This window comes from Streptomyces virginiae (assembly GCF_040638905.1).
GTDB classification, from domain to species: Bacteria; Actinomycetota; Actinomycetes; order Streptomycetales; family Streptomycetaceae; genus Streptomyces; species Streptomyces virginiae_B.
In genome coordinates, this window is record NZ_JBEZYV010000008.1 from 168,274 (window position 1) to 185,566 (window position 17,293).

Below are 17,293 nucleotides of genomic sequence, written 5' to 3' on the forward strand. Positions count from 1 at the left end.
TGGGACGCGGCAACCCCACCCAAGAAATTTCCGGCAGTTCCGCCGGAAGCAAAGAAGGCGACCATGGCAATTCTAGTCACGGCATACGCGAAGGCGACCACAGGGAGGCAGGTCGATGCCGGAGGGGATAACGCCAATGGCTGAGTTCCGTCCCGAAGACCTCCCGCACGTAACGAATATATGCGCCGCCCTAGATGTCAGCGTGAAACCAGTTCCCGGGGCTTATGAGCGCATCAGCCACGTCTATGTGCATACCCAGAATTGGCTAGCGGCGAATGACCGGCCGTCCGTTCCACTCGGGGCATTCACGCGGACTCTTCGCGCGCTGGGTCTCAGGACTGCAAATAAACACGTAGTCGGCATCGTACCGATTTCCCGCCGGCACCAATGATCACCTACCGAGTTCCGTAGGTGACCCCCTCTATCAACAAGGAAAAGACTGATGACTGATCGACCCTGGTACTTGAACAGCACTGACACGACGAACGTCGACAAGGGAAGTCTGGAGCGAAACGAGAAGCACATTCGCTCTATCGCTGAGACTGCCAGCGAAGAGGAGGACGCGATTGTCTCGCATCTAACGGCCGCTGAGGCGAGTGGAGTTGAGCTTAGCTCCGCTACCGCATCGCTATGGGCTACGCGAAGAACGCCCGCAGCGCTGCCACTCAGCTAGGCGTCCGGCCGTCTAAGCCAGAGCCTTCGCCGTCCGGCGACGACCTGACCCCCGGCCAGCGCATTGCGCGCGGATACGGAGCCTGACCCATGACCACCAATGCCCTTGAGAAAGCCCGTGCTGCCGCCGAGAAGGCCGCACAGGATCTAGCTGCCCTGGAGGCCACAGAAGCCGAGAAGGCCGCTCAGAAGGCCGCTGAGCGCGACGCACGCCAGCGAGAGCTAGACATCAAGTTTCTGGCTCAGTGGGAGGTGCTTGACGCTGAGCTGTTGGACGCTGGATCGAAGAGTGCCGCTGACGCCGTGTATGAAGGGGCGGACCCGATTGCTGCTGTCGCTACCTACTGGGTGGCACGTGCGAAGCGGAACACCATCCGCCAGCATGCCCGCATGGCGTACTTCCGTGTTCACGGCGAGCACCCCGCCGATTCCTTCGCAATGGAACTAAACCATCGGGACATGATGCTCGCTGCCCGACTGGAAGAGGCGATGAGCACGGCAGCCAGCCGTCACGCTGCTGACCTCTCAGACGCACTTGAGGCTGAGTGGACGGTGCCGGATGCCGCATGACGCACTGGACCCGGGACCGGATGGCGATTACCCATTCTTCCCCCGGCTGCCGGACGGCTCACCCGCGTGGTCTGACCGGTGTCCTGCTGACTATCACGGTTCCCGTGTGCCCCGGGGTGTGACGACCATTTTTCGGAATGGCCAGCGATTCGTGATTGACCAGACTCCGCGTCATAGCGATGGCAACCAAATCAACCCGCCAGACATCTCTCGATAGACATGGGATCGCCCTGCGCAGAAACTAGAAACCAGCAGGGCGATCCTCCACTACCGACTACCGTCGTCATCCAAAGCGAATTGCGCTTGAAGAATGAAATCTTGCAAGGCGGCATCATACTTCTTGGCATATTTCATCACACTTCTGCGGGATTGATCTCGCATTCTCTGGTGGCGCTCATCACCCATCTCACGGAAGTTGCCCACGCAGGCAGTCAGACTAGAGGCCAGTCGCGCAATTTTGAGTGCAGATTCTGTAATCTTCCTCGGTCCGGCGAGGGCGACTTCGGTCGCCTTGTCATTAATTGCACGTGACGCCTCACGCGCCTGTCGAATACGCTCTTCCGTGAAGTAATCAGGCATGAGTGTAGAGCCGAGTGCGGAGTAAACCCCAGCATGCAAGCCTAACGGTTTTGCCTCAGAAATGAACTGCCGGTAGATATCGTGCCGAGGTTCACGCCGTGCCCGCCTGTGTTCAGACCGGGCAGTGATCCGCACCCCTTCCCGCTGAGCCCAACCTGTGGCCAAGGCGGCGCCGATGGTCGCCACCGAACCTGCCAACGCCCCGAGCACTGCTGCCAATCCTGCGTCCATGCGGGCAACCTTCTTGGCTCAGAGATCGAGCCGTCAAGGTTGCCGCAGCACCAGTAGGCAGGCGCCTTCCCTTGCGCAACCCTGCCCCTGTCGCCGGCATTTGGGCCCCACCCTCGGTGGCCAGCGGATTTGCCCCCGCGCGGTCGTACCTGGCCCCCTTCGCTGCCGCTACGCCCCGACCCCTGTCGGCGTCCAGACCTACCGGAGTAGCCATGCCCCGAAAGCCCAAGAAGCCATGCACTCAGCCTGGTTGCAGCGAGCTCACGGATGGCGGTCCGTGCCCTGAGCACAAGAGGCAGAGAGAACAGCAGCGAGGATCAGCGAGCAAGCGCGGTTATGACGTTGGCTGGCAACGCAAGCGAAAGGCGTACCTGTACGCGAATCCATGGTGTGTGATGTGCAGTCGACATGCGAACGTCGCGGACCATTGGCCATTGAGCCGTAAGCAATTGCTGGCAAGAGGTGAGGTAATGCCTGATGCGCCAAAGCACCTTAGGCCGTTGTGCACGGCTTGCCACAATAGAGAAACGGCTAAGAACCAGCCGGGCGGATGGGCTGCCGAGAAGGCCAAGCCAAAGCCGAATGACGTTCCGCCGTTCTGATTCGCGCTGGCCTCGACTCGCTACCCCTGGGGGGTGCCCCCCTCCCAGCCCTGAGATCGACCGGCAGGGAGGGAAAAAGCTGGCGCCGCAACTTAAGCAATTTGCGCGGGTCTGGATATTTACTCTCACGACTCCCGAGGGAAATACGGGGTGCCATCTTTGTTGGCAATTTCGACCAATGCTGTGGACTGCACTTCGACTCTGAGGATTGGCCATGGAGTTGGGGCCTGAGCACTTCCGCCCGTCAGTAGCATGCGCCGAATAAAGGCACCCACCAGGAACTCACGCTCAGCGAGGCGACTAATGTAGCGCTGAAGCGTCTTCTCTGCCTCGCGATTTTCTCGAACACTTACAAGATCACCAGATATGTCGAGGAAGTCAGTCAGCAGATCCATGAACTCGATGATCAAATCTTCATCGTCGTCACACAAACCGTCAGGCAAAGCGTACTCGAATGCGATGCTCTCTTTGAGCATGTCCCAAAGGGGGTTTCCACGCGTGATCAGCTTTAGTACTTTGGGCTGAGGGAACTCCGGATCAGGCACCAACCTCAAGCGGTCCTTATCGGCGTCCTCCATAGAGCGCACCCACGCTTCATGCTCTGACTTGATTCGCCGGAGCCTCTCCACCGTGAAGTGATTCGGCTGATCATCCACGCGTTTGTGATCCTTGCTGCACAAAAGGATCAGATTCGAGTGGTGATTGATCAAATCTTCCGCTAGCCCGCCTGCTCGCGGACCACCCTCCGATCGGGCGACAATGTGCGCTTCTTCACCAAATACAGAGGGGTCGTCCGATTCAGTCCCGGGTGTAATCACCTGCTTTCTACAGATGGCGCAGAAGCCGCCTGCCTGAATCCACAAAATCTTCCGAGTCTTCTCAGAGACGCCCACGTTTTCGCCCTCGCACGTACGGGTTGGGGTCGCCGCGCGCACCTCATGCCACGTCGGCTACCGGTCAGCCCTGCCATCCATACCCGCCCTCTTGTGCTGATCATGCGCAGGCGTGAGGCTCGTGCACGTCCGTGCAACTGACTCGGTACAGGAGTGTCCAATGGCCCTAAGGTTCCTGGGGATTTGGCCCAACACACCCGATGACGGCTCGCCCACGATCTGGGTCGAGGAGGAGACCGGAGACTTGATCATCCAGTCGTGGAAGGCGGACGGGGAGACGGTCCGGCAGGCTCAGGAAGTCGGCTCAGTGCCCGGTCACTCCACAGACATTCCGGACCACGAGACTGTGATCCGGCTGCCTGCCAACATGCTCCAGTTCATCCCCCACCCGAAGAGTGAGGACGACGGTGGCAACAGCGGTACGTGAATGCCTCGCAAAGGCGCAGCGCTCAGCAATGCACCTTGAGATGCGGGACAGCTACATGCGGGACGACCCCGAGTTCATCCGCTGGCAGGAAGGGCACCGGTACGACCCGGCCGACCGCGAGTCGTGGTGGCGCTCGTGGCTGGACGTGGTGGCTGAGACGACCGGCCGGGGTGTAGTCATGCGGCGGCTGCGTATCGTCTCAGAGCCGCTGAGCGACTACGTCCGGTACGAGTACGACGGCACCTTTACGAACGTCGCGGCGGGGGAGGACGTTCGTTGGCTGCCTCGCTCTCGGGCGCGCGGTCTGCTGCTCCCCGCGCTGGACGGGTGGGTCATGGACGCGGAAACCGTGATCCTGCACCACTTCAGCGGAGAGGGTCAGTGGACCGGGCCGCGCATGGAGGTGCACCACGATCCGGCGTTGGCCACGCAGTACGCGACGGCGTATGAGGCGGCGTGGGAGCGGGCTATCCCGCACGCGGAGTACCGGCCGGACTGATCGCGCACTATGGCTCTCTCTGCATCTTCCAGTGCCCAGCAGGCCCGGCAGGCTCTCGCGGATCGACTCGGGGAGCTATGCCGGGATGCCGGGCTGACCGGGCTTGACCTAGCCGAGCGCTGCGGGTGGAGCCGGTCCAAGTCGTCCCGGATCATGAACGGTCGTACTCCCCCGTCCGCTGACGACATCCGGGCGTGGTGCAAAGCGTGCGGGGCCGAGGAGCAGACCGAAGACCTGATTGCCATGCTCCGGACCGCCGAGGGGATGTGGGTTGGTTGGCGGCGCATGGAGCGGGCCGGGCTCAAGCAGGCGCAGGAGGCTCGCCTACCGCTGTACCAGCGGACCCGCCGCTTTCGCTCGTACTCCTCATGGCTCGTGCCCGGCATGATCCAAACACAGCCGTACACGACAGCAGCCCTGCAAGCGATCCAGCGGCGGCGCGGCCTGGTGGACGACGTGGCCGAAGCGGTGGCCGCCCGCATGGAGCGTCAGCGGGTCCTGTACGAGGGTGATCGGCGGTTCGCGTTCCTCGTTGAGGAGTCGGTGTTGCGGGCCGGAATCGGCGGCGCTGAGGTCATGTCCGGACAGCTTGGCCACCTGATCTCGATTGCCTCACTTCCCAATGTCAGCTTGGGAGTTGTGCCCATGCGCCCCGATCGTGAGCGCTGGCCGGCTGAGGGGTTCTGGATCTACGACGCCACACAGGTCAACGTCGAATTGATCTCTGGCTACCTCACGATCACGCAGCCCAGCGAGGTGGCCATGTACGCCGAGACGTTCGCGGAGCTGGCAGCGCTGGCCGTCTACGGTGCCCCGGCTCGTGCGCTGATCACATCGGCCATGGATGCGCTCGGGTGATTGGCGTGCAACCTCGTGCAATCGCCTGTGAGTTGGCGTTCCGCCCTTCCTAGCGTGGTCGTCATCGGACCACGTGAGGGGACGGCGACGATGGCGAGCACGACGCAGCAGCCCGAGACCGACGCAAGTCAGCGGGAGTACACGACTTTCGCCCCTTCCGGGGAGACGTGCCCGGCATGCCGGAAGCCGATCAAGAGCCTTGAGCGCTGTCGCCGGGGCGAGGTCGAGCGGCAGTCTGCCGGTCCGGCCGTGGTCTACCGGCACATCGACTGTGACGACCCGCAGGGCCTTAAGCGGTGACGGCCCCAGCAAGGCGCCTGAGGGCCCGCCTGGACGCCTTACCGGCCCCGACGCTAATCAGCCTCATAGACGACCCTGCCGGGCCTTACAGGGACTCTCCAGAGGGCTGGTGGACGGAGAGGGGCGGGGCGCTGGATGTACGTTCCGGGGTCGTCTACTTCCCGCCCGGCAGCAACCCGCCGCAACTCGTCTGGCCCGAGGACGACGACAGGTGAAGGCGTTCCGAACAACCCTGGTAGTCCTCGCTGGCATCGCATGGGCGGCCACGGTCGCCGTGATCGTTGCGCGAGGGATCGCCTCATAGACTCCCGCCCCCGCCGGGCGGGTCAGCAAGTCGAAGCCCCCACACCATCACGAGTGAAGGAGCACCAGATGCCCAAGCATGGCGGCGGTACCGGAAGCGGCCAGGGTGGCAGCCAGCAGGACGACGGAAGCAGCGGGCGCGGACACGGAGGCGGTGGCACCGACACCGGCAGCGGGGGCAACTCCTCCGACGGCTCAGGCCCCGCGAAGAAGTAGCACCGGATGATCGCGCGCACAGAGGAGGTGGGCCCCTCGGGGCTCGCCTCTGCGCTCGTTGCTTCGGGCGCTCTGCAATCCGACTGGCTGCCAACGTTCAAGGCAGTCCCCCGGGACATGTTCGTCCCCGACCGCATCTGGCCCGGCATCGCGGACGGCACCCGGCAGAACCCCGTGGTGGACCGTACCCAGGACCCACACGCATGGCTCAGGGCGGTGTACTCGGACATCCCGCTGACCACTCAGTGGGACGACGGCAGCCACACCGGGGACGGGCTGGGCAAGACACCTTCCAGCTCCAGTTCGCAGCCTCACATGGTGTTCTCGATGCTGGCCGATCTCGACGTACAGGACGGGCACAGGGTCCTGGAGATCGGAACGGGAACGGGCTGGAATTCCGCACTGCTTGCCCACCGGCTTGGCCCTGAGAACGTCGTCAGCATCGAGTTTGACCCTGAGGTGGCGAAGGGAGCCGGGGAGAACCAGCGCAATGCCGGGCTGTCTCCGCTGGTGATCGTCGGGGACGGACGGCTCGGCTACACCGGTGGCGCTCCCTACGATCGAGTGATCGCGACGTGTTCCATCGGGCAAGTCCCCCGAGCATGGATTGATCAGACGCTGACCGGCGGGCTGATCGTGGCCCCGTGGGGGACTCTGTACGGCGGAGAGGCGATTGCCCGGCTGACCGTGGACGGTGAGACGGCGAGTGGCCCGTTCACGCGGTCCAGTGCCTTTATGCGGCTCCGGCAGCAGCGCCCGGAACTGCCCCGGCATGACACCTACCTCAAGGGCAAGGAATGGCCTGCGGACGGCACCAGGAGCACCACCACGCTTTCACCCTCTGAGGTTGGCGGATGGGTGGAACAGTTCGCGATCGGGCTACAGATGGCCGGAGCGTTCTGGACCGTGGAGCGCTACGACGACGGCGCCTACACGCTGTGGACCTACAGCACTGACACGCTGTCCTGGGCGTCCGCCGACTACGAACCCGGGGCCGACTCCTTCGACGTGGTGCAGTCCGGCCCGCGAAGGCTGTGGGACGAGACGGAAGCGGCCTACCTCTGGTGGGACGTGCAGGGACGGCCCGGGTTCGATCGGTTCGGCCTGACCGTGGACAGCGACGGGGAACGGGCCTGGCTCGACTCCCCGGACCATCCTGTCCCCGCAGTGGGCTGATCTGCCCCTCACGCCCCGTCCGTGGCTGCTCTGTGGCGCACGGGCGGGGCTTTGCCGTTGTCCCTGGCTGAGCACCTAGCCGCATGTATGGTTTGGCCAGGCACCCGCCCTCGTGGCCGGTGTTCAAGGCGGCGAGCAGGTCCGCGACCTCCGCGCCCCGCACCTCGCCGACCACCAGCCGGTCGGGCCTCATCCGCAGCGCCTGCCGGACCAGGTCCGCCAGGGTGACCAGACCGGCCCCCTCCTGGTTGGCCGGCCGGGTCTCCAGCCGCACCACGTGCGGATGGTCGGGGCGCAACTCGGCCGAGTCCTCGGCCAGCACGATCCGTTCGCCGGGGCCCACCAGCCCCAACAGGGCACTGAGGAGGGTGGTCTTGCCGGTCCCCGTCCCACCGGAGACGAGGAACGACAACCGGGCCTCGACCATGTCCCGGAGCAGCCGCTGCCCGCCGGGCGGCAGCGTGCCCGCCGCGACGAGCTCCTCCAGCGTGAATGCCCGCGGCCGCACCACCCGCAGTGAGAGACAGGCCGAGCCGACCGAGACCGGCGGCAGCACGGCATGCAGCCGTGTGCCGTCGGGCATCCGGGCGTCCACCCACGGACGGGCGTCGTCGAGACGCCGACCCGCCACCGCGGCCAGCCGCTGGGCGAGCCTGCGCACGGCCCCCGCATCGGCGAAGGTCACCCCGGTCAGCTCCAGCCCGCCACCGCGGTCCACCCACACCCGGTCGGGGGCCGCCACCAGCACGTCGGTCACCTCCGGATCGGCCAGCAGGGGCTCCAGCGGACCCGCGCCGACCAGTTCGGAGCGCAACTCAGCCGCTGCGCCCAGTACTTCCTCGTCGCCCAGCAGCCGGCCCTGTGCGCGCAGGGCCGCCGCCACCCGCGCCGGGGTCGGCTCCGCCCCGCTCTCGGCGAGCCGCCTGCGCACCGCGTCCAGCAGCACCGCGCTCATGCCGGCACCCCCTGGGCGGCACCGAGGGCCCGCTGCCAGAAACCGTCGCAGAAGCGGGCCAGGGCGCCCCGCGCCTGCGACCCCGGCGGCTCCCCTTCGGCAACCCGCCCCGGGAGTCCCACCTCGACCGGTACCTCACCGGCCAGCGGCGCCCCCAACAGCCCGGCCACGTCCTCCGGATCCAGACCGCCGGGGCAGCGGCCCCGTACGACGACGCGGACGTCCCGGGCCACCATCCGCACCCCGGCGGCCACCCGGCCCGCCGCGGCCACCGACCGCAGCTCGCCGGGCACGACCATCAGCACCAGGTCGAGCTGGGAGAGCACCTCGGCCACGGCTTCGTCGACCCGCCGGGGGAGGTCGACCACGACGACGCCGCCCCGGCGGCGCGCCGCGGCCACGACCGAGCGGACGGCGGCGGGGGGCACGACCACCCGGTCCCCCCGGTCCCAGCTGAGCACCCGCAACGCGTGCAGTTCGGGCAGGGACTCCTCCAGCGCTCCGGCGCCCACCCGCCCCCGGGAGGCCGCGAAGTCCGGCCAGCGCAGCCCTTCGGCACCTTCGCCGCCGAGCAGCACGTCCATGCCGCCGCCGAGGGGATCACCGTCGATGAGCATGGTCCGCTCGCCTGCGCGGGCGGACCTGACGGCGAGGGCGCAGGCGAGGGTGGAGGCGCCCGCCCCGCCACTGCCTCCGATCACGCCTACGGCCAGTGCGGGCCGTCCGGCCCCTTCGACGACATCGGCGATGCGGTCCACGAGCCGGCTCTCGGCATCGGGGAGGCGCAGCACCTCCTCGGCGCCGATCTCCACCGCCCGCTGCCACACGAGCGGATCGTCGAGGTCCCGGCCGACGAGGAAGACCCCGGCCCGGCGCGGCGCGCCCCGCACTCGCCGTGCTGCGTCGTCTCCGACCAGCACCAACGGGGCCGACTCCCAGCCAACTCCCGCATCATTGAAGCCAGTTGGGGAAACCGGTGCACCGGCCCGGCTCCCGGGGTGGCCGGCCTCCGCTTCCGCGCTGTCGCCATCGCGCCCCGGTGCCGCGTGAAGCACGTGCGGATCGGCCCCCGCCGCGGCGCACAGCCTCAGCAAGTCGTCGAGCAGCAGAGGATCTTCGGTGATGATCAGCGGCCGGCGCCCGGTGGGTGAGGCCCCGGGGGTCACCACGTCGGCTCCCCCGGTCCCCGCCGCCCTTCCGATCATCCCCGTCTTCGGCGTTTCGCACGACTTCGATCGAGCCACGATCTCCGCCCCCTTCTCACTGCAAATCCCAGCACCGCGGACTTCGCGGCTGGAATCACCGTGCAGCGATCGGGAAAAAGAAGTGGATCTTGCCCAATAACTGTGGACAACCCATCGATTGTGAATAACCCGGTCACTCCCGCAGGTGAGTTCCGGAGTGCGGCGGAACCACTACACAGCGTCACGAGTTCGACGTGGCGAGGGCCTGCGGCAGGCGGGCCGCACAGAAGAGGAAGGACCGAGGAGATGGTCGGTCGGAGCCGAAGCCGGGGACGCGAACCGCGTCCGGACATGCGACGACCCCCGCCGGGGGGGAGAGCGGGGGTCGTCCCCACGGTCCGACTCGGGGGGGGGAGGAGCCAGACCGGGTTAGCACGGTCGCGAACGATCCGTGACTTCCATGGTGTACCCGAGAGCCCTCTCAGGCAAACCCACGCGCCACACCTTACGCCGAATGGAGGGCGCATATGCTCGGGGCGTGGAAAATCAGCCCTTGCCGCACTCCTCGCCTCGCACCGCAGCCTTCTTCGATCTGGACAAGACGGTCATTGCGAAGTCGAGCACCTTGACGTTCAGCAAGTCCTTCTACCAAGGCGGCCTGATCAACCGGCGAGCCGTGTTGCGCACCGCCTACATCCAGTTCATCTTCCTGGCCGGAGGCGCCGACCACGACCAGATGGAGCGGATGCGCGAGTACCTGTCCGCCCTCTGCAAGGGGTGGAACGTGCAGCAGGTTCGGGAGATCGTCGCGGAGACCCTGCACGACCTCATCGACCCGATCATCTACGACGAGGCCGCATCCCTGATCGAGGCCCACCACACGGCCGGCCGTGACGTGGTGATCGTGTCGACCTCCGGAGCGGAGGTGGTCGAGCCGATCGGGGAGATGCTCGGCGCGGACCGGGTCGTCGCCACCCGCATGGTCGTGGGCGAGGACGGCTGCTTCACCGGCGAGATCGACTACTACGCCTACGGGCCCACCAAGGCAGAGGCCGTACGGGAACTCGCCGAGTCCGAGGGCTACGACCTCGCCCGTTGCTACGCCTACAGCGACTCGGCGACCGACATCCCGATGCTGGAAGCGGTCGGACACCCGCACGCCGTCAACCCGGACCGCGCGCTGCGCCGCGAGGCGACGGCGCGGGAGTGGCCGGTGCTGGTCTTCAACCGGCCCGTACGGCTGAAGCAGCGGCTCCCCGGGCTCTCGATGCCGGCACGCCCGGCGCTGATCGCGGCGGCCGCGGTGGGCGCGGCCGCCGCCACCGCCGGGCTGGTCTGGTACGCGAGCCGGCGCCGGGCAGCGCTGTTGGCCGCCTCCGCCTGAATGCCCCACCTGTGCCGGTTCAGGCCGTCCGGTTTACCCCCGCTCGTCCCGAAACGTAAAAAGTGGAGCCAGGGGTTTCGCATAGGAGCAAAGCGGAGTACAAATAAAGCAACGGCCCGCGAGACCAAAGAACATCCGAGAGGATCATCTTTAAAACGCAGTAAGGCCCACGGACCGAAGCATGAACGCCGAGCACCCACGCGACGTCGACCCGTCGATTACGGGCCAGCCGCACCAGGTGACGGGCAAAGTACCCGACCTGATGGGCAACTTTCGAGGACGCTTGGTACCTGGGCGTGAATGCCAGCGGCGACACCAAAGCAAGACGGTGTCGCCGCAACCCATGTCCGGGCATCCTGCGCGAGCCCGGCGGCGGCCTGAATGCGCGAGGGCTCAGGCCGCGCCGCGCTGCAGGGCCTCGCAGACCGCCGTCGACTCCCGCACCCCGAGCTCGATCGCACGGCCGCAGTGGCCGATCCAGGCGGCCATGCCCTCCGCCGTCCCGGAGAGGTAGCCGTCGAAGGCCGCCAGATAGGCCTCGGCCCCCTGCTCCGCGTGACCCACCTCCGCCGGGCAGATCGCCTTGGGGTCCAGCCCGCTGTTGATCAGGACGATGCGTTCGGCCGCCCGCGCGACCAGCCCGTTGTACGAGCCGAACGGCCGCAGGGCCAGCAGTTCGCCGTGCACCACCGACGCCATGACCAGCGCCGGCGCCGAACCGCCCGCGATGATGAGCCGGGACAGGCCGTCCAGCCGGCCGGCCACCTCCTCGGCACCCGGCAACGGTGCTTCCACCAGGGGCTCGACCACCGGCTCGCCCGCGAGGCGCGGGCGGCCCACCACGTCCCCCTCGGCAGTCGATCCGACCGCCACCAGGTGCAGGCGCGCCAGGACCCGCAGCGGCGACTGGCGCCAGATGCTCAGCAGCTGGCCCGCCTCCGCCGTGAGGCGCAGAGCGGCGCCCACGGTCAGCGCCTCCGGCTCGGCGCCGAAGTCGGTGCGCCGCCGCACCTCCTCCAGCGCCCAGTCCGCGCCGGACAGCGCCGCGCTGCCGCGGGCGCCGCGCAGGGCGGCCTCCGCAGTGATCTCACCGCTGCGGCGGCGCATCACCCGGTGCCCGTAGACCCGGTCCACGGCCTTGCGTACGGAATCCACGGAATCGGCGACACCCGGCAGTCCGGCGAGGGCGGCCAACGGGTCAGAAGCGCTACTCATAAGTAGGGAGCCTACGCACTGCGCGGGCATGGCACCGACCCCTCCTTGGAGTGGTCTTCTTCACTCACCTTGACAACTCAGCGCTACTCACCCGCTACGCTTGGTGAACATGAAGATCGCTTTCGTGGGAAAGGGCGGCAGCGGCAAGACGACGCTGTCCTCCCTCTTCATCCGCCACCTCGCCGCCAATGAAGCCCCCGTCGTCGCGGTGGACGCCGACATCAACCAGCACCTGGGCGCCGCGCTCGGGCTCGCCGAGGAAGAGGCCGCCGCTCTGCCGGCCCTGGGCGCGCACCTGCCCCTGATCAAGGAGTACCTGCGGGGTTCCAACCCGCGCATCGCGTCCGCCGACACGATGATCAAGACCACTCCGCCCGGCCGCGGCTCGCGGCTGTTGCGCGTCACCGAGGACAACCCGGTGTACGAGGCCTGCGCCCGCACGGTCCTGCTCGACGGGGATCCCGTACGCCTCATGGCCACCGGGCCGTTCACCGAGGCCGATCTGGGCGTGGCCTGCTACCACTCCAAGGTCGGAGCGGTCGAGCTCTGCCTCAACCACCTCGTCGACGGACCGGACGAGTACGTGGTCGTCGACATGACGGCGGGCTCGGACTCCTTCGCCTCGGGCATGTTCACCCGCTTCGACGTGACCTTCCTCGTCGCCGAACCGACCCGCAAGGGCGTCTCCGTCTACCGCCAGTACAAGGAGTACGCGCGGGACTTCGGAGTCACGCTCGCAGTCATCGGCAACAAGGTGCAGGGCCCCGAGGACATCGAGTTCCTCCAGGACGAGGTGGGCGAGGACCTGCTGGTCACCGTCGGGCACTCCGACTGGGTGCGGGCGATGGAGAAGGGCCGCCCGGCTCCGTTCGAACTGCTGGAGGCGACCAACCGGTTCGCCCTCCAGGCGCTCCAGGACGCCGCCGACGACTCGTACGCGCACCGCGACTGGGCCCGGTACACCGAGCAGATGGTGAGCTTCCACCTCAAGAACGCGGAGAGCTGGGGCAACGCCAAGACCGGGGCCGACCTGGCGGAACAGATCGACCCCGATTTCGTCCTGCGCGAGGGCCTCGACGCCCCCGAAGCGTTCGACGGCGGCGCGGGCGTCGAGGAGATCGTCAGCCCTCGTCCCCAGACTCATCGGCCGGCTCCGCAGCCGGCTTGACGCCGGTGGGGGCGGCCGGCGGCGCCGGCGGCCCCGCGGTCAGGAACTTCGTCCAGCCCTCCTTCGGAGCCTCGCCGACGTCGAGGGTGCGCATCCACTCCAGAACCTTCGGGTCCTGGGCGTCCAGCCAGTCCACCAGCTCCCGGAACGGCACGCAGCGGACCTCCTTCTGGGTGCACATGCCCTTGATCGACTCCTCGACGGCACGCATGTAGGTGCCGCCGTTCCAGGACTCGAAGTGGTTGCCGATGATCAGCGGGGCACGGTTGCCCTGATAGACGCGGTCGAAGGCCTGTCGCAGCCCGTCGCGCATCTGGTCGCCCCAGTAGGTGTGTTGCGAGGGGTCGCCCTGCGAGGTCGTACCTGACTGGTTGACCATGTAGTTGTAGTCCATGCTCAACGTGTCGAAGGCGCGTCCCGGCATGGGCACCAGCTGGAGCGGGATGTCCCAGAGACCGTCCGTCTTCTTGGGCCAGATCTGCTTGCTGATCCCGCTGGAGTCGTAGCGGAAGCCCATGCCCTTCGCCGCCAGCATGAAGTTCTTCTGGCCTTCGAGGCATGGCGTGCGGGCGCCGACGAGCTCCTTTTCGTAGTCGAAGGGGAGCGCCTCCTCCTGCTTCAGGCCCGCGTTGGTCTTCCAGTTCTTGACGAAGGACTTGGCCTGGTTGATCTCGCTCTTCCACTCGTCCACGGACCAGGTGCCGACGCCCCCGTCGGGCCCGCAGAAGTGGCCGTTGAAGTGGGTGCCGATCTCGTTGCCCTCCAGCCAGGCCGCGCGGACCTGGGCGGCAGTGTCCTTGATGCCCTGGAGGTCGCCGAAGCCGATGTCGGAGCGGCCGGGCGAGTGCTGCGGAGCGGTGTAGAGGAAACGCTTCTCCTCCGGGAGCAGGTACACGCCGCTGAGGAAGTACGTCATACGGGCGTTGTACTTCTTGCCGACCTCGCGGAAGTGCGAGAAGAGCTTCTGACTGTCCTCGCCGGCCCCGTCCCACGAGAACACCACGAACTGCGGGGGCTTCTCACCCGGCTTCAGCTTCTGCGGCTTCACCACGTTCGGCTGCGGCCCGGTGTACGCGGTCGAACCGTCGCCGATGGGGCGGTTGACACTGCCGGGGGCCTCCGCGGCGCCCTTCCGAGCGTTCGGACCGCCGGCGGTCGGGGACTTCGCGGGTTCCGAGGCGGTGCACCCGGCGACGCCCAGGACCAGCGCCGTGGCGACCAGGCCGCCGGCGATCTTCTTCGTGGCGGCGATCATCCGCCCCACCTCTCCCTCGCAGTTCCATCGCAGGACTTCCGCGCCGCAACGTCCCATGCGGTCCACCGCGAGGAAGGTATGACAAGCCGGACAAAATGCTTAATCACCCTTGCGTGCTAATTCGTAAGCCATTTGCCCGAATTGTTCACCACTCGCCTTTACTCTCCATTACCGTTCATTTACCGAGTGTTGAGACTCCCGCCGCTTCGACCCTCATCCCAGAGGAGACGGGACCCGATGACAGCCACCTCCACCACACGCGCACCCGAAGGGGTCCGCAAAGACCTCCCGGCGGACCTCTCCGCCTCCATCGCCGTCTTTCTGATCGCCATGCCGCTCTCCCTCGGCATCGCCCTGGCCACCGGAGCCCCGCTCCAGGCGGGTCTGGTCGCAGCCGCGGTGGGCGGGATCGTCGCCGGGCGCCTGGGTGGCGCCCCGCTCCAGGTGAGCGGGCCCGCAGCCGGACTGACCGTGGTCACCGCGGAGTTGATCCAGCGGTACGGATGGCGCACCACGTGCGCCATCACCATGCTCGCCGGGGTCTGCCAGCTCGGCCTCGCCGCCCTGCGCACCGCCCGGTCCGCGCTCATGGTCAGCCCGGCCATCGTGCACGGCATGCTCGCGGGCATCGGTGTGACCATCGCGCTGGCACAGCTGCACATCGTGCTCGGCGGCACACCGCAGAGCTCGGCCGTGGCGAACGTCCTCGGCCTGCCCGCCCAATTGGCCGACCTGCATCCGGTGGCGCTCGGGGTCAGCGCACTGACCCTGGTCGTCCTGCTCGGCTGGCCGCGGCTGCCCGGGCGGGCCGGCCGCGCCCTGCGCAAGCTGCCGGCGCCCCTCGCCGCCGTCGCCACCGCCACCGCCTTCGCCGCACTGGCCGGGCTCAGCCTGCCCCGGGTGGACCTGCCTTCCTGGCGCAGCCACGCCCTTCCAGAGATGCCTGACGGGCCGGTCCTCGGGCTCGTCGCCGCCGTCCTGACCATCACCCTGGTCGGCAGCGTGGAGTCCCTGCTCTCCGCGGTCGCGACCGACAAGCTGATCGCCTCCGAGCGGAGTACGGACAACCGACCGCCGCGCGCCGACCTCGACCGCGAACTGCGCGGGCAGGGTGCGGCGAACATCGTCTCCGGGGCCCTGGGCGGGCTGCCCATCACCGGTGTGGCCGTGCGCAGCGTGGCGAACGTCAAGTCCGGCGCGGCCAGCCGGAAGTCGTCGATGATGCACGGCTTCTGGGTACTGCTCGCGGCCTTCCTGCTGGTCCCGCTCCTCGACCTCATCCCGCTGGCCACGCTCGCCGCCCTGGTGATGGCGGTGGGCGTGCAGATGGTCAGCATCACGCACCTGCGCAGCGTCACCCGGCACCGGGAGGCCCTCGTCTACGGGTCGACCATCGTGGCCGTGGTGCTCGGCGGGGTGCTGGAGGGCGTGGCCGTGGGAATCGCGGTGGCCGTCGCCCTGGCGCTCCACCGGCTCGCCCGGACCCGGATCACCGTGGAACAGCTGGACAGCGGCGTCCACCGGGTGTGTGCGCGCGGGCAGTTGACCTTCCTGGCGGTGCCGCGGCTGAGCCGGGTGCTGAACCAGATCCCGCAGGACGCGCACGCCGTGGTCGAGCTCGACGGCTCCTTCATGGACCACGCGGCCTACGAGACGATCCAGGACTGGCAGCAGTCCCACCTGGCGCACGGGGGGACCCTGGAGGTCACCGGCCGCTCGGGCCAGGCCGCCCGGATCAACGGGGCGAACCCGACCGCGGCCGGCAGGGCCGGCTCCCCCGACGGGCCGGACGGAGCAGATGAAGCGGATGGTGCAGGCAGGGCAGGCGCGGGCCACGGGGCCGATCGCGGCCACGACGCCCGCCATGCCGAGGGCGGTCACCCGGCCGACCGGTCCCGGCGGGGGCAGCACCGCGGGACGCACCAGTGCTGCCGCCCCTGGACCCCCTGGCAGAACCACTGCGACCACCGCGCCACGAGCACCCGTACGGCCACGGCCACGGCGGCGACCATGGCGGCAGAGGCGGCCACGGCCGGGGGCAACGGCGGGGCGGAGGACGACGGGCGGGACGTCTCGCCGACGCCCCGGCGGCGCGGCGCGGGGCAACTGGCCAGTGGGATCAGCGCCTTCCAGCGGGACACCGCACCGCACATGCGGGACGAGCTGGCCCGGCTGGCACGCGAGGGGCAGCGGCCCTCGCAGCTCTTCATCACCTGCGCGGACTCCCGGCTGGTGACCAGCATGATCACGGCGAGCGGCCCGGGAGACCTGTTCACCGTCCGCAACGTCGGCAATCTCGTGCCGCTGCCGGGCGCGGAGTCCACGGACGACTCCGTGGCGGCGGCCATCGAGTACGCGGTGGACGTGCTGAAGGTCGACAGCATCACGGTCTGCGGGCACTCGGGCTGCGGGGCCATGCAGGCCCTGCTCAGCTCCGCACCCGGGGCCGCGATGACCCCGCTGCGCCGCTGGCTGCGGCACGGACTGCCCAGCCTGGAACGAATGGGCAGCCGCCACCACGCCTGGGCCCGGATCTCGGGCCGGCTCCCCGCCGACGCCGTGGAGCAGCTGTGCCTGACCAACGTGGTCCAGCAGCTGGAGCACCTGCGGGCCCACGAATCGGTCGCCAGGCGGCTCGCCGAGGGCACCCTGGAGCTGCACGGGATGTACTTCCACGTGGGTGAGGCCCAGGCATACCTGTTGTCCGAGGGCGAGGACTTCTTCGACTGCAGGGTCTTTGACACCGTCGGCCTGCACGCCTGAACCGATACCCTCCGGTATCCGTGCCATCGAGTGGCCCCTTCCC

14 protein-coding genes and 1 pseudogene are annotated in these 17,293 nt (G+C 67.9%); 9 read left to right on the top strand and 6 right to left on the bottom strand.

Translation table 11 applies throughout. The features are described from left to right. Positions 1-762 precede the first annotated feature (762 nt). Positions 763-1,242 carry a hypothetical protein gene (locus tag AB0F82_RS14275; RefSeq protein WP_362626933.1) on the top strand — a complete coding sequence of 160 codons (480 nt, stop codon included), beginning with the start codon at positions 763-765 and terminating at the stop codon, positions 1,240-1,242. A 267-nt stretch (positions 1,243-1,509) separates the two neighbouring features. Here the strand turns inward: AB0F82_RS14275 and AB0F82_RS14280 are convergent, their stop codons facing one another. Beyond that, the gene (locus AB0F82_RS14280; protein ID WP_362626936.1) at positions 1,510-2,052 is read right to left on the bottom strand and encodes a hypothetical protein; all 543 of its coding nucleotides are present in this window, start codon (positions 2,050-2,052) and stop codon (positions 1,510-1,512) included. A 727-nt stretch (positions 2,053-2,779) separates the two neighbouring features. Next, positions 2,780-3,547, bottom strand: coding sequence for an HNH endonuclease signature motif containing protein (locus AB0F82_RS14285; protein ID WP_362626939.1), 768 nt, complete (start codon positions 3,545-3,547; stop codon positions 2,780-2,782). Between the two features lie 160 nt (positions 3,548-3,707). Here AB0F82_RS14285 and AB0F82_RS14290 point away from each other — a divergent pair, with 160 nt between their 5' ends. The 5 genes from AB0F82_RS14290 (at position 3,708) to AB0F82_RS14310 (ending at position 7,326) form a co-directional block, all read left to right on the top strand. Then, the gene (locus AB0F82_RS14290; RefSeq protein ID WP_362627140.1) at positions 3,708-3,974 is read left to right on the top strand and encodes a hypothetical protein; all 267 of its coding nucleotides are present in this window, start codon (positions 3,708-3,710) and stop codon (positions 3,972-3,974) included. Then, the gene (locus AB0F82_RS14295) at positions 3,955-4,473 is read left to right on the top strand and encodes a DUF6879 family protein (protein WP_362627143.1); all 519 of its coding nucleotides are present in this window, start codon (positions 3,955-3,957) and stop codon (positions 4,471-4,473) included. The genes AB0F82_RS14290 and AB0F82_RS14295 overlap by 20 nt, the downstream gene beginning before the upstream one ends. Positions 4,474-4,482: 9 nt before the next feature. Beyond that, positions 4,483-5,331, top strand: coding sequence for a helix-turn-helix domain-containing protein (locus AB0F82_RS14300; RefSeq protein ID WP_362626941.1), 849 nt, complete (start codon positions 4,483-4,485; stop codon positions 5,329-5,331). A gap of 672 nt (positions 5,332-6,003) precedes the next feature. Beyond that, positions 6,004-6,150, top strand: coding sequence for a hypothetical protein (locus AB0F82_RS14305; protein WP_362626944.1), 147 nt, complete (start codon positions 6,004-6,006; stop codon positions 6,148-6,150). A gap of 6 nt (positions 6,151-6,156) precedes the next feature. Then, positions 6,157-7,326: a methyltransferase domain-containing protein gene (locus AB0F82_RS14310; RefSeq protein WP_362626946.1), complete on the top strand. Its 1,170-nt coding sequence runs from the start codon at positions 6,157-6,159 to the stop codon at positions 7,324-7,326. 100 nt (positions 7,327-7,426) lie between these two features. Here AB0F82_RS14310 and AB0F82_RS14315 read toward each other — a convergent pair. Together AB0F82_RS14315 and ssd are read right to left on the bottom strand one after the other, a co-directional pair. Then, positions 7,427-8,281, bottom strand: a pseudogene (locus AB0F82_RS14315) (TadA family conjugal transfer-associated ATPase); the annotation flags it as partial. Beyond that, positions 8,278-9,486, bottom strand: coding sequence for a septum site-determining protein Ssd (gene ssd / locus AB0F82_RS14320; protein WP_362626949.1), 1,209 nt, complete (start codon positions 9,484-9,486; stop codon positions 8,278-8,280). The gene ssd and the pseudogene AB0F82_RS14315, both read right to left, overlap by 4 nt. Before the next feature lie 493 nt (positions 9,487-9,979). On the opposite strand from ssd, the gene AB0F82_RS14325 reads away from it, so the two are divergent. Beyond that, positions 9,980-10,849, top strand: coding sequence for an HAD family hydrolase (locus tag AB0F82_RS14325; protein ID WP_356810250.1), 870 nt, complete (start codon positions 9,980-9,982; stop codon positions 10,847-10,849). A gap of 393 nt (positions 10,850-11,242) precedes the next feature. Here the strand turns inward: AB0F82_RS14325 and AB0F82_RS14330 are convergent, their stop codons facing one another. Continuing rightward, positions 11,243-12,064, bottom strand: a complete 822-nt coding sequence (locus AB0F82_RS14330; protein ID WP_362626952.1) for an oxidoreductase — start codon at positions 12,062-12,064, stop codon at positions 11,243-11,245. A gap of 109 nt (positions 12,065-12,173) precedes the next feature. Between AB0F82_RS14330 and AB0F82_RS14335 the strand changes: the two genes are divergently transcribed. After that, the gene (locus AB0F82_RS14335) at positions 12,174-13,232 is read left to right on the top strand and encodes an ATP-binding protein (protein ID WP_362626954.1); all 1,059 of its coding nucleotides are present in this window, start codon (positions 12,174-12,176) and stop codon (positions 13,230-13,232) included. On the opposite strand, the gene AB0F82_RS14340 is transcribed toward AB0F82_RS14335, so the two are convergent. After that, positions 13,186-14,487 (bottom strand): hypothetical protein, encoded by a 1,302-nt coding sequence (locus tag AB0F82_RS14340; protein WP_362626957.1) that lies wholly within the window; start codon positions 14,485-14,487, stop codon positions 13,186-13,188. The genes AB0F82_RS14335 and AB0F82_RS14340 overlap by 47 nt on opposite strands. Before the next feature lie 237 nt (positions 14,488-14,724). On the opposite strand from AB0F82_RS14340, the gene AB0F82_RS14345 reads away from it, so the two are divergent. Further along, positions 14,725-17,250, top strand: coding sequence for a bifunctional SulP family inorganic anion transporter/carbonic anhydrase (locus tag AB0F82_RS14345; RefSeq protein WP_362626961.1), 2,526 nt, complete (start codon positions 14,725-14,727; stop codon positions 17,248-17,250). The last annotated feature ends 43 nt before the right edge of the window (positions 17,251-17,293 follow it).